The sequence below is a fragment of the Bacillus cereus ATCC 14579 genome, from assembly GCF_000007825.1.
GTDB classification, from domain to species: Bacteria; Bacillota; Bacilli; order Bacillales; family Bacillaceae_G; genus Bacillus_A; species Bacillus_A cereus.
Genome location: NC_004722.1, coordinates 2109621 through 2133435 on the forward strand (window position 1 = coordinate 2109621; position 23815 = coordinate 2133435).

The following is a 23815-nucleotide window of genomic DNA, read 5'->3' on the forward strand; positions in this document are numbered from 1 at the left end:
TGACAATTAGTTGCTAAATGGCATAAAATAACTTTTAACAAAGTATACAAATCTGAAGACGAGAAAGAGTAAAATAGTGAGCTGTTCTCCAGAGAGCCGGTATATTGCTGAAAGCCGGTGTGCAGACGTTATTTGAAAATCATCTCCGAGGAGCCGAGGCTGAAAGTAAGTAAGCCCGGACGGATGTCTACCGTTACAAAGAACACGTATGATAGTACGTTGCTAAGTGCTATTAGTGAAAAAGCTAATAGAATTAGGGTGGTATCGCGGGTAAACCCGTCCCTACTTTATAGGGACGGGTTTTTTGTGTGCTTTAAAATATTCAAAGGAGTGATTGTATATGGAAAAAGTAGATGTAAAAGAATCAGCTGTAGGAAGAGAAATGCGAATTCGCAAACAGTGGAACGAACAAAATATTTTCGAACAATCAATTCAGAATCGAGAAGGCGCACAGTCTTTCGTATTTTATGAAGGACCACCAACGGCGAACGGACTACCGCATGTAGGTCATGCACTTGGACGAACAATTAAAGACTTAGTAGCAAGATATAAAACGATGGCTGGTTATAAAGTGTTAAGAAAAGCAGGATGGGATACACATGGTTTACCTGTAGAATTAGGCGTTGAGAAGCAACTTGGTATTTCTGGTAAACATGAGATCGAAGAATATGGCATTGAACCATTTATTCAAAAGTGTAAAGAGAGTGTTTTCACATATGAGAAGCAGTGGCGCGAATTCACTGAAAGTATTGGTTATTGGGTAGATATGGATGATCCATATGTAACTTTAAAGAATCCATATATCGAAAGTGTATGGCATATTTTGGGGACAATTCATGAAAAAGGATTGTTATATAAAGGACATAGAGTTTCACCATACTGCCCAAGCTGCCAAACCTCATTGAGCTCACATGAGGTTGCGCAAGGGTATAAAACAGTAAAAGATTTAAGTGCAACTGTGAAGTTTAAAGTGAAAGATAGTGAAAATGAGTATTTCTTAGGTTGGACAACGACACCTTGGACACTTCCAGCAAACGTTGCGCTTGCTGTCCATCCAAATATGGAATACGTTAAAGCAAAACAAGAAAGTCATGTATACATTGTTGCGAAAGAACGTGTACAAGAAGTATTAAAAGAGAACTATGAAGTATTATCTGTTCATAAAGGCGAAGAATTATTAAACACATCTTATACAGCGCCATTTCCGATGAAAGAAGTTACAAATGGTTACCGCGTTATTGCAGCAGATTTTGTAACGGGAGATAGTGGTACAGGACTTGTTCATATTGCTCCAGCATATGGAGAGGACGATTATAGAGTTGTTCAAAGTGAAGGATTGTCATTCTTGCACGTTGTAGATGAAAAAGGTGAGTATACAGAGGCAGTACCATTTTTGAAAGGGAAATTTGTAAAAGATTGTGACGTGGATATCGTTCGTTATTTAGCGAAGGAAGGTTTACTGTATCATAAAGAAAAATATGAACATAGCTATCCGCATTGCTGGCGTTGTGATTCCCCACTACTTTATTATGCAGGAGAAAGTTGGTTAATCCGAACAACTGCAATTAAAGATACATTTTTACAAAATAATGATTCTGTTACTTGGTATCCGGATCATATGAAACATGGGCGCTTTGGTAAGTTTTTAGAAAATATGGTGGACTGGAATATTAGCCGAAATAGATATTGGGGAACGCCATTGAATGTATGGGAATGTGAAAGTTGTGATCATCAGTTCGCACCGAAAAGCATTGCCGAATTAAGAAAGCATAGTACGAAAGAAACACCAGAAGATTTGGAATTGCATAAGCCTTATGTAGATGAAGTGCAAGTCTGCTGCGGGAAATGCGGAGGCACAATGAATCGTACACCAGAAGTGATTGATGTTTGGTTTGATAGTGGTTCTATGCCATTTGCACAATATCATTACCCATTTGAAAATAAAGAGTTATTTGAAGAGCAGTTTCCAGCGGATGTTATTGCAGAAGGAATTGATCAAACACGCGGCTGGTTTTATAGTTTATTAGCAGTATCAGCACTATATACAGGAAAAGTACCGTATAAACGAGTGTTATCACTAGGGCATGTTTTAGATGAAGAAGGGCAGAAAATGTCTAAAAGCAAAGGAAATGCACTAGATCCAGTTGATTTAGTAGATAAATTTGGTGCAGATGCGCTAAGATGGGCTTTACTTGTTGATAGTGCCCCGTGGAATGCGAAGCGTTTTTCTGAAAGAACAGTACTGGAAGCGAAATCTAAATTTGTAGATACATTAGTCAATGTGTATAGCTTCTACGTTTTATATGCAAATTTAGATGAGTATAATCCTAAAGAAACGTATGATGTAAAGCTTACGAAATTAGACGAATGGGTATTATCAAGATTGCATAGTACAACGAAAAAAGTGAGAACTGCACTTGATGATTATCAATTTACGAATGCAGCTCGTGAAATTGCAGCACTTGTAGATGAAGTGAGTAACTGGTATGTAAGACGCTCACGTAATCGTTTCTGGGAATCTGGTATGAACGCTGAGAAAGCAGCTGCGTATGAGACACTTCATGAAGTGCTTGTAACAATTAGTAAATTAATTGCACCATTTACACCGTTTGTCGCGGAAGACATTCATCTAAATTTAGAAGGAAGCAGCGTTCATTTAGCCGATTATCCAGTTGTAAATGAATCACTACTTCAACCAAAATTAGAAGCGGAAATGGATGCTGTTTTACAAGTTGTTGAACTTGGAAGAAGTAACCGTAATCAGCATTCTTTAAAAGTAAAACAGCCGCTAGCAGAACTTGTATTACTTGAGCATAACGAGAATGATATGGATTGGGAATCTTATCGTGATATCGTTATGGATGAGTTAAATGTAAAAGCGTTCCATGTTGAACTCGATGAAACAAAATACACATCATATCAATTGAAGCTTAATTTTAAAACAGCGGGGCCAAAATTCGGTAAAAATGTGAATGCAGTGAATGGTTGGCTAAAACAATTATCACAAGAAGAAGTACAAAACTTTGTATCAACAGGAAGAGCAGTTTACGAAGCAACACCAGAAGGAGAAGTAGTTGTAACTGGTGAAGATGTGTTAGTTGAGAAAGTTGCAAAATCAGGATTCTCTAATACGACTAACGGACAATATACAGTTATGTTAGATACGAATGTAACGGAAGAATTGTTACAAGAAGGAGTAGCGCGTGAATTCATTCGTGCGGTTCAAGAATACCGTAAACAGTTGAATTTACCAGTTAATTTACGAGTCGATATTATTCTTGATACAGAAGAAGAACTACAGCGAACGTTAACGAACCATAAAGATTTATTGGAAGAAAACTTACTCGTTAAACAATTTACATTTGGTCACTTAACGAACGAAGATGATGAACTTTCTTTAGGTGAAACAAAACTTAGAATTAAATTAAGTGCAGCTAATTAAAGAAAAAAGGAAGTTGGAATGATTCCAACTTCCTTTTTTGTATGGAGGTAAATTAACTAGCTAATTTCCTCATAATCCATTCGATAGGTCCTCTAGAAAATTTCTTTCTCCATAATACGCTAAACAAAATACTGAAAATGAAAAATACAGTAGCAAATAATAAAACGAAAAGTAGTGTTTGATGTTCCATTCTATTGAATAGAATTAATGTCCCAATCCCGATAAATACATGACTTACATAATGAGTTAATGTTAATTGACCTGTTTGTATAATGGAAGTAACAAACCAATTATTTTCATATTTTTCAGTAATATAGAGGCAAAGTATTAATATAGCAATAGCAGATCCTGTCGCAGATAAAATGTACAATACATTTGGTAAAACGGGTCCTGTATTAAACAAAAATGTAGCAGCTGCTTTGCCAATGTGTGGAATGAAGTAGTACGTGAGCCCTTTTGATAAAAGTTCTATCAGTATGGTGAATGTAATACCGAGCAAGAGCAACCTATCTCTAATCTTTTTATTATGAAGATCTAATCTGCCAATTATCATACCGATTAAGAAGAATGAAAACCTATGGGAAAAAGGGTGATAACCATTAAAGAATAAATTGCGAAGAAAACCGTTAACTGTCCAGAAGTCTACATAGTTTATAAATGGAGTAGGGCCTCCCCAACCTTCGAAAGCATTGAAAGTAAGCTGAAGAGATTGTGCCAAGAGTAGGATAATAATAGATAAGAAGAGTAATGCTTTTTTTCGGACTGTAATGAGTAAGGCAGCAACGAAAAGGTAAACACCATAGTAGTGTAATATATCCCCAGTCCACTCCATTACGTATAAAAGTAATCCTAAAATAAATAAGAATAGTGCCCGTTTCCATATGATCTTTCGGCTATTAGAAATTTTTATTTTTTCATTTCTAGCAACAGAGGATCTAGTCATTAAAGATATTCCAATTCCAGCAAGTATAACAAACAAGGCAGAAGCTCTACCTTCAAAAAGTGACATTAAAGTTATTAAAAATGGGGGACCATTTCCTTCTGCACCTGTTATCACCATAAAATTAACAAGCAGCATACCAAACATCGCCAAGGCCCTAGCAAAGTCTAAGCCGATAATTCGTTTTTTAGTATTCAATTCAATCCCTTCTTTCAAAAATAATGTTTACAGCTTCCATCCATATTTGTCTATAATCTATATCCACATGTAACATCATAAAATTCCCGACATTATCAAGCACTAATGCTAACATATGAGCTTTTGAAACTAGATTTTTATTTTCAATTAATTGCAGCTCATTTGCTTTTGTAAGGAGTGATTCAAACCCTTGTAAATATTCTGTTTGCACAGTTAGTAATCGATCTTTGTACATATCATTTCTTGAAGATAGTAATAAATATTCTTGCAACACACGATTAAAATAAGGATCGTTCTGCTGTTCATCAATTATTTTGAATCCAATTTCAATGCATTTCTCAATAAAATTTTCTTTCGTAAACTCTTCTGTATGGAAGAAGGAAGAAAACTGCATCGCAGCACATAATTCTGTGAAAATACATTCGATTAATGCATCTTTAGATTTAAAGTAATAATAAATGGACGGTTTAGCAATTCCGACTTCTTCAGCAATCATAGAATAGGTCGTTTTAGTAATGCCATGTCTGGCAAACAGTCGATAGCTTGCTTCCATAATTGAAGAGAGTGTTTCTTCACTTTTGCTCATAATAAAGCCTCCTACAAAAAGGTTATATAAATCGTATCATTCATAAATATTTTTTTCAACCTACCGTTAGGTAAAAAAAATATCCTGTTTTTTACAAAGTAATTTAAAAAGGTTAAGAGTTATGGAAATACTTTAGAAATATATTTCTAAAGTATTGTGTTCACTTTACACATAAATATTGAGAAAATTTCACTTACCCTAAATGGAAAGGTAATAGAAGTGTTCATAGAGAATTACTCGTAGATTCAATTTTTATCCATCCATTTTGCGGGGAATGATTGCCTAGTGGTAATGGGATAAGGTTGAGCTACTTTATTAGGGGGAGTGGTTCTATGTTTAATAAAAAAATGGTGGCAATGGCAATGACCGTGCCGTTAGTAATGGGGACGATTTCTACGGTTTCGGCATTGGAAAAACAACAGCAAGTAAAGTTAGAAGCTTATTCGCCACAGAAAAAAGCAACTGAATATTTAAAAGAAAATGCTGCGCAGTATGGATTGAAAACAGACCTTTCAGACTTGCAATATATTTCTACCACACCCCCGTCAGTAGCTTCATATGTTAGGTTCCAACAAGTTGTTAATGGTGCACCTGTATTTTCAAAACAAATAACAGTTACGCTTAACGGAGAGGGAAAGGGAGTACTCGCTGTTTCTGATTATCAGCCTGTTACAGGTGTGAAGGAAGTAACGACAAAAATTAGTGAAAAAGATGCAATACAAAAATCAATGGCGTATGTTGGAGAAGCAAGTGAGCAAAATTTATGGGCTCCTACAGATAAAGAGTTCGGATATATTGTTGAAGAAGGAATTGCTCGTCCAGTATATAAAGTTGTAGTCCATTCTAATAATCCATTTGGTGCATGGGAAACATTTATTGATGCAGAAAATGGAAAGTTAATTAAAAAGGTTGATATAAACCGAAAAGCTGAAGGGTCAGGAAAAGTATTTTTACCTAACCCAGTCGTATCTAGCGGTAGTAAAGTAGGCTTAAAAGATAATAACGATGCAGATTCAACAGCTCTAACGAACCAACTGAAAACTGTTACGTTAAAAGGTTTAGATGGAACAGGATTTTTAATTGGAGAGTATGTAACGATTTCTTCAAAAGCGAGAACAAAATCTACAAACTTACAATTCAACTATACACGTGCAAATGATAGCTTTGAAGATGTGATGTCATATTATCATATTGATACATTGCAACGTTACATTCAAAGTCTAGGATTTAAAAATATTAATAATCGTTCGATAAAAGTGAATGTTAATGGTACAACTGATGATAACTCATTCTATTCTCCATCAACAAAAGCTTTGACTTTCGGTACTGGCGGTGTTGATGATGCAGAAGATGCTGGTATTATCGCACATGAATATGGGCATTCGATTCAAGATAACCAAGTTCCTGGCTTTGGTAGTTCAGCAGAAGGTGGAGCGATGGGAGAAGGATTTGGCGACTTCCTAGGTGCTACATATGAAGATGCAGTATCGACTACTGGATATGGTAAAGCATGTGTTGGAGAATGGGATGCGACAGCTTATTCTAGTTCAGATCCAACATGCTTACGCCGATTAGATACGAATAAAGTATATCCGAAAGATATAACGAATGAAGTGCATGATGATGGTGAAATTTGGGCTCAAGGCCAATACGAAATGGCACAAGCTTTTGGCCGTGATGTAGCAACAAAAATCATTTTACAATCACACTGGTCATTAACACCAAACTCTAAATTCAGTGATGGAGCGAAAGCGATTAAGCAAGCGGATGCTCTTTTATATGGCGGACAACATGCTGCTGATATCGATCGCATTTGGGCAGCGAGAGGCATTAGTACGAATTAATATAAAAAGTCGTGGCATTATAAGCCACGACTTTTTAATTTGCTTAAGAACTGGTACTAGTAAATAAAGCTATATCAATGATAGTGTGAATATATCCGTATCCCATTTACTTTTTGGCTTCTTTAAAAACAAAATGCTCTTTAAATTTTCTAGATTCAACTTTTTGACCATTTCGCATCGATCGGAATGGGTGTTCTTGCCATGTAATAATAACATCAACTTCATCTGCTTTTGTAGCAACGGGTAAATTAGCGTGTTCAAATCCAGTTTTTCCACTTGCCAAACGACTTTCCTTTAGGGAAAAGAGTTCATATTTCGTTTTCTTATTTGGTTCGTTGCGGAATACTTCGACGTTTACATTATATACTTCACTATTCCCGACATTCTTTACTGAAAAATGATATGTTTGAAATTCATCTTTTTTAGCTTGAAGCATATTCTTGTTTGTTTTTTTCGGTTTATCAATATTCACTTGCCATCGATCAGAGTTTTGAGAGATTGGTAAAGATTTTGGTGAATAGGCATACGTTTCGTTTACTACAATTAAGCAAAACAAAAGGAGAAAGAAACTAATTGCTTTTTGCATAAACACACCTCGCTTTAAAATTTTTATTAATATGCGTAAATGAATTAGTTTTTATGTAAAAATTGGAAAATATTAAAGGTGTAATTTAGGATTTAATACATAAGAATATGTATTACAAAATTAACTTTTCACACTTTAGAAGAAGTTAGGAGTTATAAAACCAGAATGTTTCAAAAAAAGCTTGCGTTTTATAAGGTGAGGAGTTAGAATACTCTGTAAATATAAAAAGTGATGATCAGGAAAAGTACATGGTGCAAAGGTCTACAGAGAGCAGCCGGTTGCTGGGAAGGTTGCGATACCGCATGATGGAAAGACACCTGTGAGTGTTGCTTTGAACGTGATTATTAGTAAAAGCAAACGGTACCTACCGTTATCAGGGCTAAGATGGTCAATATGACAATTTGGGTGGTACCGCGGAAAAAATCCGTCCCTATTTATAGGGGCGGATTTTTGTATTCTTTGAAAGGGGGTGAGTGACCGTGGATGATGACGATGACAACAATAACGTAAATAAATATAAAATTACTGGAGGGAAAAATAATGGATTCAATAATGAAGCGTTCACTCACAAAAGAATGTACAAAGAAAAGCGGAAAGGTTGTATTACTTCAAGGATGGGTAAAAAAGATTCGACATCTTGGAAATGTTAGTTTTTTATTATTACGGGACAGAACAGGAGTAATTCAATGTGTATTAGAAAATGAATTGGCCGGATATAAAGTTGATGTAGAAAGTGTTGTCCATGTAATCGGTGAAACAGTCGAGACGTCGAAAACAGAATTGGGTGTTGAAGTACTTGCCCATGAAGTTAAAGTAATAAACGGTGCAGAGCCACTTCCATTTGAAATAAATAAAAAGAAGTTACAAGTTGGCTTAGATCAACTACTTAATGAGCGAGTAATATCATTAAGGCATGAGCGAACCGCAGCGATTTTTAAAGTGAAATCTACACTCGTTCAGAGCTTTAGTGAATTTCTTATAGAGAACGATTTCACACGGATCTTTACGCCGAAAATTGTTTCGCAAGGGGCAGAAGGAGGAGCAAATGTTTTTAAGCTTCCATACTTCCAAAAAGAAGCTTATTTAGCACAATCACCACAGTTTTATAAGCAAATGATGGTGGCAGGTGGGTTAGAACGAGTTTTTGAAATTGCACCTGTATATAGAGCGGAACATCATAATTCTTCCCGTCATTTGAATGAATATATATCGTTAGACGTAGAACTTGGTTTTATTCATGATTTTTATGAAGTGATGCAACTAGAAACGGATGTTTTACGATATATGTTTCAACAAGTAGCGAAAAAATGTGAAATAGAACTACAACTATTACAAATAGAAGTACCTGTTATTACTGAAATACCTAAAATTACATTGTTAGAAGCACAAGAAATTTTGAAAAGTAAGTATCGTAAAGAATCTCCTGTAGGGGATTTAGATACAGAAGGTGAAAAGTTACTAGGGAAATATGTAAAGGAAACATATAATAGTGAATTTGTTTTCATTACACATTATCCGAAAGAAGCGAGACCGATGTATACGATGCAAAATAAAGAGAATCCAGCTATTACTGATTCATTCGACTTATTATATAAAGGGCTAGAAATAACGTCAGGGGCACAGCGAATTCATAATTATGAATTGTTACTCGCTTCGTTTAAAGAAAAAGGATTACATCCAGAGAAATTTCAATCTTATTTAAATACATTCCGATATGGTTGTCCACCACATGGAGGTTTCGGAATTGGGTTAGAAAGGATTGTATATAAACTATTAGAATTAACAAATGTACGAGAGGCTAGTGCTTTTCCGAGAGATTGTACTCGTCTTATACCATAAAAAGAATCTTTGCGATTATCGCGAAGATTTTTTTAGTTCGTTTGAAAAGATGAAAATATAGACTCTTTCTTTTGCTAATAAGCTTAGTAAAAGTGAGTTATCAATATGAACCATTTCGACAAAAAATCAATATACCCCTTGACAGTTACAAATATAACCGATATACTTCATATTAATTTCAAAAGAAAATATATTCTAAATATTACAATGTGTTGAATAGGAGTAGTAAGGTCATGTATTTGTACAGAGAGCTATGGGGTTGGTGTGACATAGTCAAATGACATCCTGAACTCGCCTAGGAGCAGTAAGGTGGAACGGAATCACATTCTTAGTAAATCTTAACGGTTAACCTTCGATATTAGGTTTGTAATCAAACGATTACTACTAAGGTGGATTCATAATGGAATCAATAAGGGTGGTACCGCGTTAAGTAAATGGCTTAGCGTCTCTTTATATAGAGATGCTAGGCCATTTTTTTATTATATGGAAGAAGAAATGGAGGGTTTATTTGAATAGGTTTATAAAATTTATTTATTTATATAAAAAGATTTAATTAGGAGGAAAATGAGATGAAACAGACGGAGCAATGGACTTCGAAATTAGGTTTTATAATGGCGGCAGCCGGATCAGCAATTGGACTTGGTGCGATATGGAAGTTCCCTTATATCGCTGGGAAGAGTGGGGGAGGAGCGTTCTTTTTAATCTTTATATTATTTACTGTTTTAATTGGACTACCGCTACTTATAGCTGAATTTATGATTGGACGCAGTACGCAGAAACAAGCAGTTGGAGCATTTAAAAGCATCGCACCAAATACAGGATGGCATTGGATTGGACGCCTTGGTGTTGGAACTTGTTTTATACTACTTTCGTTTTATAGTGTTGTAGGTGGATGGGTATTAATTTATTTATTCAGAGGAATAACTGGACAACTGATTACTCCAGGACAAAATTACGGTACATTATTTACTGAAACAATTGGGAATCCTGCTTGGGCTATTATGGGACATTTCGCTTTTATGTTCATTACGATATGGGTTGTATCAAAGGGTGTACAAAACGGAATTGAAAAAGCAAGTAAATATATGTTGCCAGCATTGTTCGTTTTATTTGTCGCTCTTATTATTCGTTCGTTAACACTTGATGATGCAATGAAAGGTGTGAAGTTTTTCTTACAACCAGATTTCTCAAAGATTACTTCGGAAAGTATTTTGTTCGCAATGGGGCAATCATTCTTTGCAATTAGTATCGGGATTTCAATTATGGTTACGTATAGTTCCTATTTAAATAAAAAAGAAAGTTTACCAAAATCAGCAATAACAATTGTTGGATTGAATTTATTTGTTTCTTTATTTGCGGGTCTTGCCATTTTTCCAGCCGTATTTTCATTAGGAATGGAGCCGACAGAAGGACCTGGATTACTATTTATCGTATTACCATCTGTATTTAGTCAAATTCCATTTGGTGGGTTTTTCTTAACAGTATTTCTTGCACTATTTACATTTGCGACATTAACATCGGCATTTTCTTTACTAGAGACTGTTGTTTCAGCATTAGCAAATGGTGAACAAGAAAAGAGGACGAAATTATCATGGCTGATCGGTTTCGGCATTTTCTTAGTAGGTATACCATCAGCGTTATCATTTGGAGTATGGAGTGATATTACGATTTTCGGAAAGAATATTTTTGATGCAGTAGACTTTTTATCTAGTAATATATTAATGCCGCTTGGTGCACTATTTATTAGTATTTTCGTTTCATTCAAAATGGAGAAGAAGGTACTAGAAGCGGAGTTTTTTGTAGGTGGAAATTATGGAAAGAAAGTATTTACTTGTTGGGCATTTTTACTTCGATTTGTAGCACCACTTGCAATAATTATCGTCTTCTTAAATGTAATAGGGATTATTTAATATTAAATGTTATAATATTCAGTAAAAAAAGAAGATGGGGATGTTTATGGCGAATTTGATAGAAACAGGAGAGTATATGAATATTAGAGGGAAAAAGCTATACGTTGAAACACATGGAAATCCTAAAAATAAGCCAGTCTTATACTTGCATGGTGGACCAGGAGAGAGTTGTTATGATTTTTCATTTCATCAAGCGGAACGTTTAAAAGGTTCTCTATATGTAATTATGATAGATCAAAGAGGTGTTTGTCGCTCAGAAGAAATTACTGAAGACGAAGCTTTTGGATTAAATGATTTGATTGAAGACTGTGAGGAATTAAAAAAAGTATTACAAATTGAGAAGTGGTCTATAATTGGACATTCTTTCGGTGGATATGTAGCATTGCTTTATGCGTCGATATATCCAAGTTCAATAGAGAAAATAATATTTGAAGGACCAACTTTTGATTTTGCATTAACAAGTAGAGCTTTGTTGCAAAAGACAGGGCATTTATTAAAAAAGTATGGAAAAGAAGAAGTAGCAAAAGAGTGCTTTGCTTATTCATCTAGCGATGCTAGTTCAGAAGAGTTGTTAGAAGCTTATATAAGATTAAGCGCTGAATTAGAAGAAAAAAGAATGGAGATTTACAATAATAAGGAAGATAGGACAGATGAGAGTTTATACAGTGATGAAGAGTGGGAAATATTTTCAAATCGCTCCAAAATTCACTTTGATAGATTAAAATTAGAGGGAGCATGTCATACATCATTATTATCAAAAATAAAAGATGTACAAAATCTAATGTTATTAATAGTAGGAAAACATGATGTAGTAACGTGTGAAGAACAAATTAAAACATTTAATAAAGATGCCCGAAACGGCAAGTATATCGTATTTGAAGAGAGTGGTCATTCACCTCATTATGAGGAAGCAGATAGATTTGCAGAAACAGTCATACATTTTTTGAAATGAAGAAAAGGGTGCTTCTATAAATGAGAGGCACCCTTTCTAAATTTCTGGATATGTGATTGTGATGTTAGGCCACTTACTTTGCCAATTCTTTTTTATAACTCTGTTTTTGTACATATGTAATCGTTCTTTTGATTCAAGAAAATGAGCTGTTGGTCTCACTTGTAAAGAAAGGACATCTCCAATACCACATGGGGCTGTTAAGATAGCGTTGTTTAGTTCATCAAGTGTAACTCCTAAAGCCGTTGCTGTTTCAGGGAATTTAGAAATAGCATTAACAGAAGAAGAATATGGTGGCATATTATTCACTACATGCATACGAGCTTGATTTTTTACAGACCAAGGGATAGTAGCATCCATATTCATTAATTTCGTTTCTAATGATTGTTCGTATATCTCATCTTGATGTAGACTATCATAATAAATCACATCAACATCAGGCATAGCCGTTTTAGCTTCATAGTCATGTAAAGTATCCCAAATTTTAGAACGAACAAATCCGGCACAAATCCACCAATCAGGTAGCTCTAGTGATTTTGCCATTTGTAATACATTCATCATCCATTCGTCGTTTTCTATTAAGCGAATTATATCTTTCTCTGTTTTGATCTTCATTGATAAATTCACCTTTCTAGTAAATTAATGCATCAGTTCAATAATCCATAAAATCCAGTAAGCACCTGGTACAAATAGCAGTTGTGCTAATAATGTGCCGAGAAGTCTAGAAATCATTAGCCAACCATACATTTTACTCATAGATTCAGCACCGCTTTCTGATTGTAGAGCACGTTCTGTTAAAAGAGCAATGCGTGGATCGAGTAATACAGTTAATAAAATAGTGGCGAAACCATTTACAAGGCCAGAAGCTGTACTTGCATTTGTTGCATAATCTGGATTTAAAAAAGAAGCGTAAAGGGCTGAAAGTACCCCTGCTGTATAAATAGCAGTAGCAAACATGTTAATAAGCATTATACGCTTTGGAATACCGCCGATACGCAGTCTATGAATCATTTCTAACTTTGGAAAGCGGACATATTTTTTTGTGTACTTTAATTTTTGAATGTTATTCGTTTTCATCATTCGAATGAAAGAACCGTCTGTTTCAAAGTTTTGAATGACATATCCAAATAATTTTGTCAAAGTTGGATAAAGAATGATCGCGATTAATGTACCGATAGAAGCCGATAATAGTACGAGTCGTATAATATGCTCTAAATTAATAGAAGAATCTAGTTTTGCTTCATCGACAATACCACCGATTAAAAAGGCTTGTAGTAAGTTTGATGTTCTTGAAATAAGTAACACCATTCCTACAACAGACAGGGCAACCGCAATCTTCTTTAAACGTACTCCAGCTAATCGAATACTATAAGAGCTTGTTTCAACTGCGTGGATTACAATTGTGAAAGCCATTATAAAAATTAACGTAATTGACATTTGTTTCACCAGTTTCTATTAAAATAATTGTAACTTTTTTACTTTATCATATCTATCGTATTTTGTAACTGAAAGTATGTGACATATGGAAATTGATTTTTCGAAAAAATAGATAATGATAGTATAATAGGGAGAAGTGGAAGAGATGTTAGCAGTTATTTATACAGCAAATTAAGTGGAGGAATGAAACATGTATAAAACATTTCTATTTGATTTAGATGGAACTTTAACGGATCCGAAAGAAGGAATTGTAAATTCGGTTTTGTATGCGTTAAAAAAAGTAGGAATTGAAGAAGTACATATAAGTGAGTTAGATTCATTTATAGGTCCTCCTATTCAGCAATCATTCGTAGAGAGATATAATATGAGTGAAGGAGAGGTTGAACGTGCAGTTTTTTACTTCCGTGAGTATTTAAAGCAGCGTGGATTGTTTGAAAAGAATGTATACGAGGGGATTCTGAAGCTCTTGCAACAATTAAAAAGTTCAGGGAATCGCATATTTGTAGCAACTTCAAAGCCCACTGTATTTGCGAAACAAGTTATAGAGCATTTTCAATTAACGAATTATTTCGAAGACATCATTGGAAGTAATTTAGATGGTACGAGAATAAAAAAAGAAGAAATAATTGCTCATATTTTACAAAAAAATGAAGAACTAAATAAAGAAGAAATGATAATGATTGGTGATAGAAAGCACGATATAATAGGTGCAAATCAGAATGGAATTGCTTCAATTGGTGTTTTATATGGCTATGGCTGTGAAAAAGAACTGACTGAAGTTAGTGCGACCTACATAGTGAAAGATGTTGAAGAAGCTGTATCATTTTTGTGTAGAGAAAAATTTAATACAGCAGTAAATATAGATTCTAGCAATCCCTTTATAACGTATGACGATGAATTCGTTTCTGTTTAAAGGGATTTTTCATATGTAATCGCAATAATTATAATTAGACATTTTTAGCATAAAAATTTGTATGAATAAGAGGAGGGATGTCAGAATTAAAAGGTTAGTAGAAATTTATCAATAAAATTTAGAATATTCTGTTTAATGGAGGGGTAAACATTGGAGTTAGTTATTATATTATTAGCACTAAGTTTACTTATGTTCGTAGCATACAGAGGTTTTTCTGTTATTTTATTCGCACCGATATTTGCATTATTTGCAGTATTTTTGACAGAACCTAGTTATGTATTACCTTTCTTTTCTAATATCTTTATGGAGAAAATGGTTGGATTTATAAAATTATATTTTCCTGTGTTTTTATTAGGAGCAATATTTGGAAAAGTAGTGGAAATGTCAGGAATTGCAGATTCTATCGCAAAAACAATTATTGAGTTAGTTGGTGAAAAACGTACTATATTAGCGATTGTATTAATGGGGGCTATTTTAACGTATAGTGGTGTTAGTGTGTATGTAGTAGTGTTTGCTGTTTATCCGTTCGCAGCTAAGTTGTTTCGACAAGCTAATATTCCAAAGCGTTTAATCCCTGGAACGATTGTTCTTGGAGCAGTAACGTTTACAATGGATGCGTTACCTGGATCACCACAAATTCAAAATGTAATACCTACAACATTTTTTAAAACGGATATTTATGCTGCACCGATACTTGGGATTGTAGGAGCAATTTTTGTTCTTACAGTAGGTTTACTATATTTAGAGAGTAGACGTAAGAAGGCAAAAGCGGAAGGTGAAGGATACTTTGGTTTTAATGATGGAAATACTGAAATGGCAGCATCTTTGCAAGTAGAACAAAAAAATATGCCATTAACTAATAACATTGAAATCACAAGAGCACAACAACTTATTACATTTATACCACTTATTTTAGTAGGTGTAATGAATAAAGTGTTTACTATTATGATACCGAAGTGGTATCCAAGCGGTTTTGATTTTTCTGCAATTGGTATGAAAGCATTTGGAAAAGTAGAATTAAGTGCAGTAGTAGGAATTTGGTCTGTAGAATTGGCACTTATTATAGGGATCTTAACAACGTTATTATTATATTGGAAGCGAGTAGTAACAGGTTTCCAAGCTGGATTGAATACAAGTATTGGTGGAGCGCTACTTGCAACGATGAATACAGGAGCTGAGTTTGGATTCGGTGGTGTCATTGCAGCACTTCCAGGTTTCGCAATTATGAGAGATGGCATCTCTGCTACTTTCACAAATCCGTTAGTGAATGGTGCAGTAACGACGAATATTTTAGCTGGAATTACAGGCTCGGCATCAGGAGGAATGGGAATAGTATTAAGTGCAATGGGAGATAAATTTATTGCAGCGGCCAATCAATTTGATATTCCATTAGAAGTTATGCACCGTATCGTATCAATGGCATCAGGAGGAATGGATACACTACCACATAACGGGGCTATTATTACTATTCTTACAGTAACAGGATTAACACATAAACAGTCATATAAAGATATATTTGCTATTACAATTTTGAAAACGGTTGCTGTATTTTTAGTTATCGCATTCTATACTTTAACAGGACTCTATTAAAAAATTTGAATCGTAAAGATTCATCAAATCGATAATTTATGTTATAAAATATTAATTAGGATAAGAAGGGGTGGGGGACTTGCAAGAGGTTTCTGAGTTTCGTATGCCAAAGTCGGTATTATATGGAAGGAATTCGCTTGAAAAACTGGGAGAACAATCAAAAAAGTTAGGGAAAAGAGCTTTTATAGTTACTGATACAATTATGGAGAAATTAGGATATGTTGAAAAGTGTATGCAACAACTAAATAAGAAAGGTATTACTGTTAGTACATATAATAAAGTGGATGCTGAGCCTACAAATATACACGTATTAGAAGCGTTATCTCTTTGTAAAGAGGAAAAGTGCGATTTTATTATCGGTATTGGTGGTGGAAGTTGTATTGATGCTGCGAAAGCGGTAGCGGTTTTATATACAAATGGTGGAGAAGTTGAGGATTATGTCCAAAAGGATATTAAAATAGAAAACAAGCCACTACCACTTATTGCAATTCCAACAACTTCTGGTACTGGATCGGAAGTTACAAGTGTAGCAGTAATTACGAATAAAAAAACAGATGTAAAAATGATGATGAAGCATCCTAGTTTTATACCGAAAGTAGCAATTATAGATCCAGTTTTGACAAGTTCGTTACCCCCACAAATTACGGCAGCAACAGGAATAGATGCGTTATGTCATGCGATTGAAGCTTATATTTCTAAATTTTCACAACCACTTACAGATGTACTTGCTCTTTCAGCTATTGAAAGTATTATGAAATATTTACGTATAGCATATGAAGATGGACGTAATATGGAGGCAAGAGAAGCGATGATGATTGCTTCTTTACAAGCTGGAATTGCATTTTCTAATGCATCAGTTACATTAGTTCATGGAATGTCAAGGCCAGTGGGAGCATTATTTCATGTACCGCATGGAATATCAAATGCCATACTATTACCTACAGTGTTAGAGTTTACAAAAACAAGTGCAATGAAAAGGTTAGCAAAAATTGGACGTAGTTTAAATAAGGATTTGTATTCGAATTCTGATGAGGAAGTAGCAGACTACACACTTGGTGAAATAAAAAAACTTTGCTTTGATCTTCGTATTCCAAATTTAAAAGAATACGGAATCGATGAAATTGAATTTGAAAATGCTATTTCTAAAATGGCATCAGATGCAATTGAAAGTGGTAGCCCAGCTAATAACCCACGTGTTCCATCATATGATGAAATCAAAGAGCTGTATCGAGAGTGTTTTAATTATAAGTATAAAGAATTTATAAAAACATCAGATTGTTAATTTCAGAATATTCTATAAAAATTTCCTTGGAAATGAAAGTAGAATTATTCTTTATTATTTCCATATTTCCGTTAAAACAAGACTTTATATTCCAAACTTAAAGTCTTGTTTTATTATGTATAATATACACAATAAAACGTTGTTATTAGTTTTATAAAAATAGTTTAGGTAGGTGTTTATATGAAAACGATAGGTCTTATAGGTGGCATGAGTTGGGAATCAACTTCTGAATATTATCGAATTATTAATGAAGAAATAAAAGAGAGATTAGGAGGGCTACATTCAGCAAAATGTTTGATTAATAGTGTGGATTTTGAAGAGATTGAACGATGTCAGTCTAGCGGAGATTGGGATGGTGCTGGAGAAATTCTAGGGAATGTGGCATATTCATTACAAAAGGGAGGAGCAGACTTTATAATCATTTGTACAAATACAATGCATAAGGTAGTTGAAAAAATAAAGGAAAAAATTGATATTCCATTCTTACATATTGCTGATGCAACTGCAAAAGAAATTAAAAGAAAAGACATTCAAAAGGTTGGTCTGCTTGGAACTAAATATACAATGGAGCAAGATTTCTATAAGTCACGTATTGAAGAGCATGATATAAAAGTAATAGTACCATCAGGAACAAATAGAGAAAAAGTAAACGAAGTAATATATACAGAATTATGTTTAGGAAAAATAGTAGTTCAATCTAGAGAGTATTATAAAAGGGTTATAGAAGAATTAGTACAAGAAGGAGCACAAGGAATTATATTAGGTTGTACGGAAATAGGTTTATTAATAAAGCAAGAAAACGTATCAGTCCCGATATTTGATACGACCCATATACATGCAATTGAAGCAGTCAAGGTAGCTTTAGATAAATAGATTATAATTATATTATGTAAACTTAATTCGTATATCTGGAAAACATTCAGAAAATACTTTATAATGTAAGTGGTTACATTTGAGGGGGAATGCGTATGTTTTCAGTTCAACCAATCGCATTTGTACATAATGAAAGAAAGGAAATAAAAGATGATGAGTGGGGAGAAGTAAGATCCCGTATAACTTTAACTGAAATGTATGCAGAAAAAAGTATACAAGGGATTGAAGATTTTTCTCATATTGAAGTTGTTTTTTATTTTCATAAAGTAACTGACGAGCAAATTCAGTATTTTGCTAGACATCCTAGAAATAATAAGGATTATCCTGAAGTAGGTATTTTTGCACAGCGCGGGAAAAATCGTCCGAATCGCATAGGTGTAACAATTGTAAAGGTGATCAAAAGAGAAGGTAAATCAATTATTGTTGAGGGATTAGATGCTATTGATGGCACTCCTATATTGGATATAAAACCAATAATGAAAGAGTTTATGCCGACAGAAGAAATACACCAGCCTAAATGGGCAACGGATATAATGAGACAGTATTGGAAGGGGAATGTAGTAAAATGAGAATATATGAAGCAACAATTGCAGATTTAGATGGACTGGCATCAGTTTTTAATAACTATCGCATGTTTTATAGACAAGATTCTGATTTAGAAGGGGCAAAAGTATTTTTACGAAATCGAATTGAGAGAAAAGAGTCTGTTATTTTCGTAGCAGTTGAAGACGACGAATATATTGGATTCACGCAACTATATCCATCATTTTCTTCCAATTCAATGAAAGAATTATGGATTTTAAATGATTTATTTGTACAAGCGGCGAAGCGTGGAGCCGGAACAGGTAAAAAATTATTAGAAGCTGCTAAAGAATACGCATTAGAAAATGGAGCAAAAGGTGTAAAATTGCAAACAGAGATTGATAATTTATCAGCACAACGATTATACGCTGAAAATGGCTATTTGAGAGATAATCGTTATTTCCATTACGAATTAACGTTTTAAAAAATTAAGTTGAAAGAGGCATTTTCAAGAAAAAGAATTTCTTTGTAATGAGAAATTCTTTTTTATTTTTGCCTAAATTAAAAAATATGACAAAAATAAAACGATATTTATTTATTGTTAAACAATAAATGTTGTGATAAAATTATGTTGCCATTAAATAAGTGAGGTATTGTAAATGAATCTTAAACGAAGTTCAACAATGTTCTTAAAAGTAATTATTTTTCTTGCTGGAATTTCAGTGCTTGCTTTATGCATATTTTTAGTGCCGGAAATGGCGGATTTCACAGCGAATTTGTATCCTAACATTGCTCCGATAAAATATCTTGTTTTCATTGTAATGTATGGAGCAGCTGTGCCTTTTTACGTTGCTCTTTATCAGGCTTTCAATCTTTTACAGTACATTGATGAGAACACAGCGTTCTCGGAATTATCAGTAAAGGCGTTAAAGAATATAAAGCGCTGTGCAATTACAATCAGTGGTGTGTATGTATTAAGTTTGCCACTTTTTCATTTTATAGCGAAAAAAATGGATCCTCCTATTGGGTTAGTGGGACTCATTATCGCTGTTGCTTCGCTCGTTATCGCGGTTTTTGCTGCTATCCTCCAACGACTTCTACAAGAGGCAATTCACATAAAATCAGAAAATGATTTGACGGTTTGAGGTGGCGGATATGACAATCATTATTAATATTGACGTCATGTTAGCAAAACGAAAAATGAGTGTAACGGAGCTTTCAGAGAAGGTTGGAATTACGATGGCGAATCTTTCTATTTTGAAAAATGCGAAAGCAAAAGCGGTTCGTTTTTCAACATTAGAAGCGATATGTAAAGCTTTGGAGTGTCAGCCAGGGGATATTTTGGAGTATAAAAACGATGAGAATACTCAATAAAAACAGATAACAAATGTAAATAATAGAAGTCAATAAAGAAGGGATAGCCACTAAGCTATTCCTTCTTTACGTTAATTGCTGTTACTAATAAAAAATATAATTTGAATTGCAATGTTTGCGTATCAAAAGGGAACTTGCTACCTTTTGAGGTGATCCGTTTTGTGGAATACAATTATTTGCCAAAAGGCTATTTTAACTATGTTTTAAATTATTTCGGGTGAATCAAAATTTTCATTTGTATTATAGTTGATTTAAAACCCAGTTTGTTGCATCTTCAAAGTTATCTGCAATGTAGTTTGGTTCAATATGTGCCCATTTGTCTCGGTACGTATGCAAAGCATCATACCCAGCGCCTGTTCGGACTAGAATCGTAGTCGCATTTACTTTTGCTCCTGCAACAATATCAGTCCCACGATCACCAACTACAGCACATTGTGTTAAATTAAGTCCATGTTTTTTTGCTGCTTTAAGCAGCATGCCTGTACTTGGTTTCCGGCATTCACAACCATCACCGTGTTTATGAGGACATACATAAATATCATCAAACCCGAAGCCTTCTAATTCTTGTACAAAATCGGCTACAGTTGCTATTCCATCTGCGATACCGGGTTGATTTGTGAAAGAGAAAATTTTTATATTTTTAGCTTTTAGTTTTCGCAAGGATGTTTTTGTGAATGGAAATAATGTAAAAGATCCTGGATAATGTATTGTAGTGTCACCACCAATTGTACCGTCACGATCAATGAAAATTGCTTTAATGTTTGTCATAGTTATAGTCCCTTCACTTTATAAAGTAGTTTAAAAATATTTTACAAATCGGTAGCCATTTACTTCATAACCTAATTTTTTGTAAAAAGGATGAGCTTCTACTCTTTTTGTTCCACTAACTAGCCATGTGCCAATGCAATTATGTTTCTTTGCTAATTGCTCGGCATAATCCATCAAAACTTGTCCAATGCCTTTCCGTCGTATGTTAGAATCAACGCTAATAATTGAAATCTCTCCATAACGTGTTACATCTTCTAAATTTTCACGTATACGAAATCCAAGTAATCCAAATATAGCTTCTTCTTCCTCGTAAACATATAAAAAATCAAACGGACTCATTTGTACGAATTGTAGGCGGTTGTTCATATCTTCATAGGAAATAGAGGAACCTTTTAATTCTTTCGTTAAAGAACAAAGTGCGTCTATATCATCTATCGTTGCTTCACGAATTTGAAAAGACATATTATCAACTCCAATAAAATGTAATCAAACATTTAATATTCTGTTAAAAAATGTTTTTTCCTGCTATGAAAATAAATATTTTATAATGATATATAGATAGTTATATGTTATTCTTTTCCTTGATTGTATTGGAAATGGAAAGAAGGGGAATGCATGTTAAAAGTAAATATCCGCTCAGCTGGATATGAAATAGGCGAAAAAACAATTCATGATATAGTTTTTTCTATCGAAAAAGGTGAACTAGTTGCTCTTATTGGAGCAAATGGTGCTGGGAAAAGTACAACGATTAAAACGATACTCGGATTACTTGTAAATATGGACGGTGAAATATCATTCGGTGAAAAGAAAAATCCGTATGCATACGTACCAGAACATCCAACATACTATGATTACTTGACGCTCTGGGAACATATTGAATTATTAATGGCAGCTCGTGGAAGTGAAATGGGAAGTTGGGAAGAACGAGCGGAACAATTATTACATACTTTTCGAATGAATAAGCATAAACATGAGTATTTATCAAAGTTTTCAAAAGGCATGAAACAAAAGTCTATGCTAATATTGGCGTTTTTAACTGAGCCAGATTTTTATATCATTGACGAACCTTTTATCGGTTTAGATCCAGTAGCTACGAAAGAGTTTTTAAATTATTTATATAAAGAAAAAGAGCGCGGGGCAGGAATTTTACTTTGTACGCACGTATTAGATACTGCTGAAAAAATTTGTGAAAGATTTTTACTCATTTCACAAGGTACATTAGTCGCAGATGGACATTTAGAATCTATTCAAATATTAGCGGAAATGCCGGGTAGTTCATTATTAGACTGCTTTGATGTAATTGTAAGGCGTGAACAACATGATTAAACAACAATTTTATAAGAGATTACGCCATGAACTTGAGCGGAAATGGAAGTCTATACGTTCGGTAACAGATTGGACAGTCGCATTATATATTATTATTCCAGCACTTATATTTATGGGAATCTATTATCGATCGCTATGGATAAATGAATTATCAACGGAAGAGACGATTTATTTCGGATTAGGATTACTCGCATTTTATCTAGTAACATATCCAAGAGGAGTTCGTTCATTTTTTGAGCAAGCGGATAGTTTATTTTTAATTTCGTATGCAACACATATGCGAAAATTAGTCCAGTATGGCATGATGTACACATTTGTTCGAATAGCGATAACGAATATAATAGTAGTCGTTATTATGTTACCAGTGTTGATGAAAAGTATCGAAGTAACAGAGATACAAGTCCTATTATTTTGGGTATTCTTTACTATATTTCGATTTATGTTGTCGTTGTTAACGAGATTTGTTCATGTACATGTGGGGAAACGATGGGTTTTATGGATTGTAAAAAATGTAGTATTTTCTATGAGCGTGTCCTTTTTTGGAATTAGTTTATTTTTTATTTATAAAAATCCGTTGTATTCAATTCTATTTATCGGTCTAGTAATTTTCTTAAGTAGTGTATTAGTAAAAGAGAAAATGAATTATAAAAAGTTCTTTTTTAAAGAAATCGAGAAAGAAAAGGAGGAAAGCATGCGCTGGACGAGCGGAATTATGCAAGTTGGTGGTCATGCGGCTAAACCGAGTAGTTCAAATAAAAAACCGTGGATGTTTCCGCGCTCTAAAAGACTTTTAGGGAAAAAAGCTGATTCTCGTATTGTCGAATCTTTTTTGAAAGAATTTTTCCGTACAAGTACTGCACGAATATTTTATATTCAAATTATATGTATCAGTACTGCAAGTATAATTATGACTCCAAGGTGGATTGCAGCTATTGTTCTCGTATTTGCTGTAGTTGCAATTTCTCGCTATGCACGTGATTATTGGAATGAATTTACGAATAAGATGTTTCTTCGTTTATATTGTGATGAAGGGAAATTACTATTGTTAAGATGGAAGGCAGATCGTTATTTACTACTACCAGCAATACTTTTATATGGAATAGTTATACTCTCACAGTTTTATTTATTGCCAGCTGTGGTAGGCAGCGTTGTTTTTATTTTATTAATTGTATGGATTGTATTTGTACCATTAAAAAAGAGCCATTGACGGCTCTTTTTCTAGTCTGTAACACATTGATAAATAAAATATACTAAAACGAGTATACTTGCGGCGGAATAAATGACATCTAAAGTCATCTGATCGCCTCCTTATTGTTGTTGTTGTATTTTTATTGTATGAAATCTTACAATTTCATATTCAAGTGAAAAATATGTGAACGTTAACAAAATTGTAAAGTGCAAAAATTACAATCATTTTGTATAATAGAAGAAACCAC

21 protein-coding genes, 1 pseudogene and 3 other annotated features are annotated in these 23815 nt (G+C 34.0%); of the genes and pseudogenes, 15 read left to right on the forward strand and 7 right to left on the reverse strand.

The features are described 5' to 3' along the window. The first annotated feature begins 46 nt into the window (after positions 1 to 46). Positions 47 to 287, forward strand: a binding site (T-box leader). Positions 288 to 340: 53 nt separating this feature from the next. Continuing rightward, positions 341 to 3442, forward strand: coding sequence for an isoleucine--tRNA ligase (gene ileS, locus BC_RS10855; RefSeq protein WP_000416534.1), 3102 nt, complete (start codon positions 341 to 343; stop codon positions 3440 to 3442). A 52-nt stretch (positions 3443 to 3494) separates the two neighbouring features. Here the strand turns inward: ileS and BC_RS10860 are convergent, their stop codons facing one another. Together BC_RS10860 and BC_RS10865 are read right to left on the reverse strand one after the other, a co-directional pair. Next, entirely contained in the window at positions 3495 to 4580 is a 1086-nt protein-coding gene (locus BC_RS10860) for a DUF418 domain-containing protein (RefSeq protein ID WP_001093116.1), read from the reverse strand. A 1-nt stretch (position 4581) separates the two neighbouring features. Then, positions 4582 to 5166 carry a TetR/AcrR family transcriptional regulator gene (locus BC_RS10865; RefSeq protein WP_000045220.1) on the reverse strand — a complete coding sequence of 195 codons (585 nt, stop codon included), beginning with the start codon at positions 5164 to 5166 and terminating at the stop codon, positions 4582 to 4584. Between the two features lie 332 nt (positions 5167 to 5498). Between BC_RS10865 and BC_RS10870 the strand changes: the two genes are divergently transcribed. After that, the gene (locus BC_RS10870) at positions 5499 to 7010 is read left to right on the forward strand and encodes a M36 family metallopeptidase (RefSeq protein WP_000482288.1); all 1512 of its coding nucleotides are present in this window, start codon (positions 5499 to 5501) and stop codon (positions 7008 to 7010) included. Between the two features lie 106 nt (positions 7011 to 7116). Here the strand turns inward: BC_RS10870 and BC_RS10875 are convergent, their stop codons facing one another. Next, the gene (locus BC_RS10875) at positions 7117 to 7596 is read right to left on the reverse strand and encodes a hypothetical protein (protein WP_001167921.1); all 480 of its coding nucleotides are present in this window, start codon (positions 7594 to 7596) and stop codon (positions 7117 to 7119) included. A gap of 222 nt (positions 7597 to 7818) precedes the next feature. Beyond that, positions 7819 to 8031, forward strand: a binding site (T-box leader). Positions 8032 to 8136: 105 nt separating this feature from the next. Between BC_RS10875 and aspS the strand changes: the two genes are divergently transcribed. The 3 genes from aspS to BC_RS10890 all read left to right on the forward strand — a co-directional run bounded on the left by aspS (position 8137) and on the right by BC_RS10890 (position 12297). Next, positions 8137 to 9435, forward strand: coding sequence for an aspartate--tRNA(Asn) ligase (gene aspS, locus BC_RS10880; RefSeq protein ID WP_000377334.1), 1299 nt, complete (start codon positions 8137 to 8139; stop codon positions 9433 to 9435). A 203-nt stretch (positions 9436 to 9638) separates the two neighbouring features. Beyond that, positions 9639 to 9888: a binding site (T-box leader), on the forward strand. Positions 9889 to 10004: 116 nt separating this feature from the next. Next, positions 10005 to 11345 carry a sodium-dependent transporter gene (locus BC_RS10885; RefSeq protein WP_000814537.1) on the forward strand — a complete coding sequence of 447 codons (1341 nt, stop codon included), beginning with the start codon at positions 10005 to 10007 and terminating at the stop codon, positions 11343 to 11345. A gap of 46 nt (positions 11346 to 11391) precedes the next feature. Next, the gene (locus BC_RS10890) at positions 11392 to 12297 is read left to right on the forward strand and encodes an alpha/beta fold hydrolase (RefSeq protein WP_001284946.1); all 906 of its coding nucleotides are present in this window, start codon (positions 11392 to 11394) and stop codon (positions 12295 to 12297) included. Between the two features lie 36 nt (positions 12298 to 12333). On the opposite strand, the gene BC_RS10895 is transcribed toward BC_RS10890, so the two are convergent. Then, on the reverse strand, positions 12334 to 12909 hold the full coding sequence (locus BC_RS10895; protein ID WP_000695362.1) for a nucleotidyltransferase family protein: 576 nt from the start codon (positions 12907 to 12909) through the stop codon (positions 12334 to 12336). A gap of 24 nt (positions 12910 to 12933) precedes the next feature. Beyond that, entirely contained in the window at positions 12934 to 13731 is a 798-nt protein-coding gene (locus BC_RS10900) for a lipid II flippase Amj family protein (RefSeq protein WP_000028915.1), read from the reverse strand. A 190-nt stretch (positions 13732 to 13921) separates the two neighbouring features. On the opposite strand from BC_RS10900, the pseudogene BC_RS10905 reads away from it, so the two are divergent. The 8 genes and pseudogenes from BC_RS10905 to BC_RS10940 all read left to right on the forward strand — a co-directional run bounded on the left by BC_RS10905 (position 13922) and on the right by BC_RS10940 (position 20285). Further along, a pseudogene (locus tag BC_RS10905) lies at positions 13922 to 14588 on the forward strand (HAD family hydrolase). Positions 14589 to 14794: 206 nt separating this feature from the next. Beyond that, positions 14795 to 16234, forward strand: a complete 1440-nt coding sequence (locus BC_RS10910) for a GntP family permease (RefSeq protein ID WP_000424336.1) — start codon at positions 14795 to 14797, stop codon at positions 16232 to 16234. Positions 16235 to 16313: 79 nt separating this feature from the next. Continuing rightward, positions 16314 to 17516 (forward strand): iron-containing alcohol dehydrogenase, encoded by a 1203-nt coding sequence (locus BC_RS10915; protein WP_001158673.1) that lies wholly within the window; start codon positions 16314 to 16316, stop codon positions 17514 to 17516. Between the two features lie 180 nt (positions 17517 to 17696). Continuing rightward, on the forward strand, positions 17697 to 18389 hold the full coding sequence (locus tag BC_RS10920) for an aspartate/glutamate racemase family protein (RefSeq protein WP_000848573.1): 693 nt from the start codon (positions 17697 to 17699) through the stop codon (positions 18387 to 18389). Positions 18390 to 18484: 95 nt separating this feature from the next. Then, positions 18485 to 18958 carry an SAM-dependent methyltransferase gene (locus tag BC_RS10925; protein WP_000493258.1) on the forward strand — a complete coding sequence of 158 codons (474 nt, stop codon included), beginning with the start codon at positions 18485 to 18487 and terminating at the stop codon, positions 18956 to 18958. Continuing rightward, on the forward strand, positions 18955 to 19395 hold the full coding sequence (locus tag BC_RS10930; RefSeq protein WP_001223870.1) for a GNAT family N-acetyltransferase: 441 nt from the start codon (positions 18955 to 18957) through the stop codon (positions 19393 to 19395). Before BC_RS10925 ends, BC_RS10930 begins: the two co-directional genes overlap by 4 nt. 175 nt (positions 19396 to 19570) lie before the next feature. Further along, a complete protein-coding gene (locus BC_RS10935; protein ID WP_001050142.1) occupies positions 19571 to 20056 on the forward strand; it encodes a DUF2975 domain-containing protein in 486 nt (161 codons plus the stop codon). Positions 20057 to 20066: 10 nt separating this feature from the next. Next, entirely contained in the window at positions 20067 to 20285 is a 219-nt protein-coding gene (locus BC_RS10940) for a helix-turn-helix domain-containing protein (RefSeq protein ID WP_000152532.1), read from the forward strand. 240 nt (positions 20286 to 20525) lie between these two features. Here BC_RS10940 and BC_RS10945 read toward each other — a convergent pair whose 3' ends face one another. After that, positions 20526 to 21053 (reverse strand): HAD-IIIA family hydrolase, encoded by a 528-nt coding sequence (locus BC_RS10945; RefSeq protein WP_000181788.1) that lies wholly within the window; start codon positions 21051 to 21053, stop codon positions 20526 to 20528. Between the two features lie 30 nt (positions 21054 to 21083). Beyond that, complete coding sequence (locus BC_RS10950) at positions 21084 to 21515, reverse strand: GNAT family N-acetyltransferase (protein WP_000009777.1); 432 nt, start codon at positions 21513 to 21515, stop codon at positions 21084 to 21086. A 153-nt stretch (positions 21516 to 21668) separates the two neighbouring features. On the opposite strand from BC_RS10950, the gene BC_RS10955 reads away from it, so the two are divergent. Together BC_RS10955 and BC_RS10960 are read left to right on the forward strand one after the other, a co-directional pair. Then, positions 21669 to 22379 (forward strand): ABC transporter ATP-binding protein, encoded by a 711-nt coding sequence (locus tag BC_RS10955; protein ID WP_000921912.1) that lies wholly within the window; start codon positions 21669 to 21671, stop codon positions 22377 to 22379. Continuing rightward, positions 22372 to 23586, forward strand: coding sequence for an ABC transporter permease (locus tag BC_RS10960; RefSeq protein ID WP_000595441.1), 1215 nt, complete (start codon positions 22372 to 22374; stop codon positions 23584 to 23586). Before BC_RS10955 ends, BC_RS10960 begins: the two co-directional genes overlap by 8 nt. Positions 23587 to 23815: the final 229 nt, after the last annotated feature.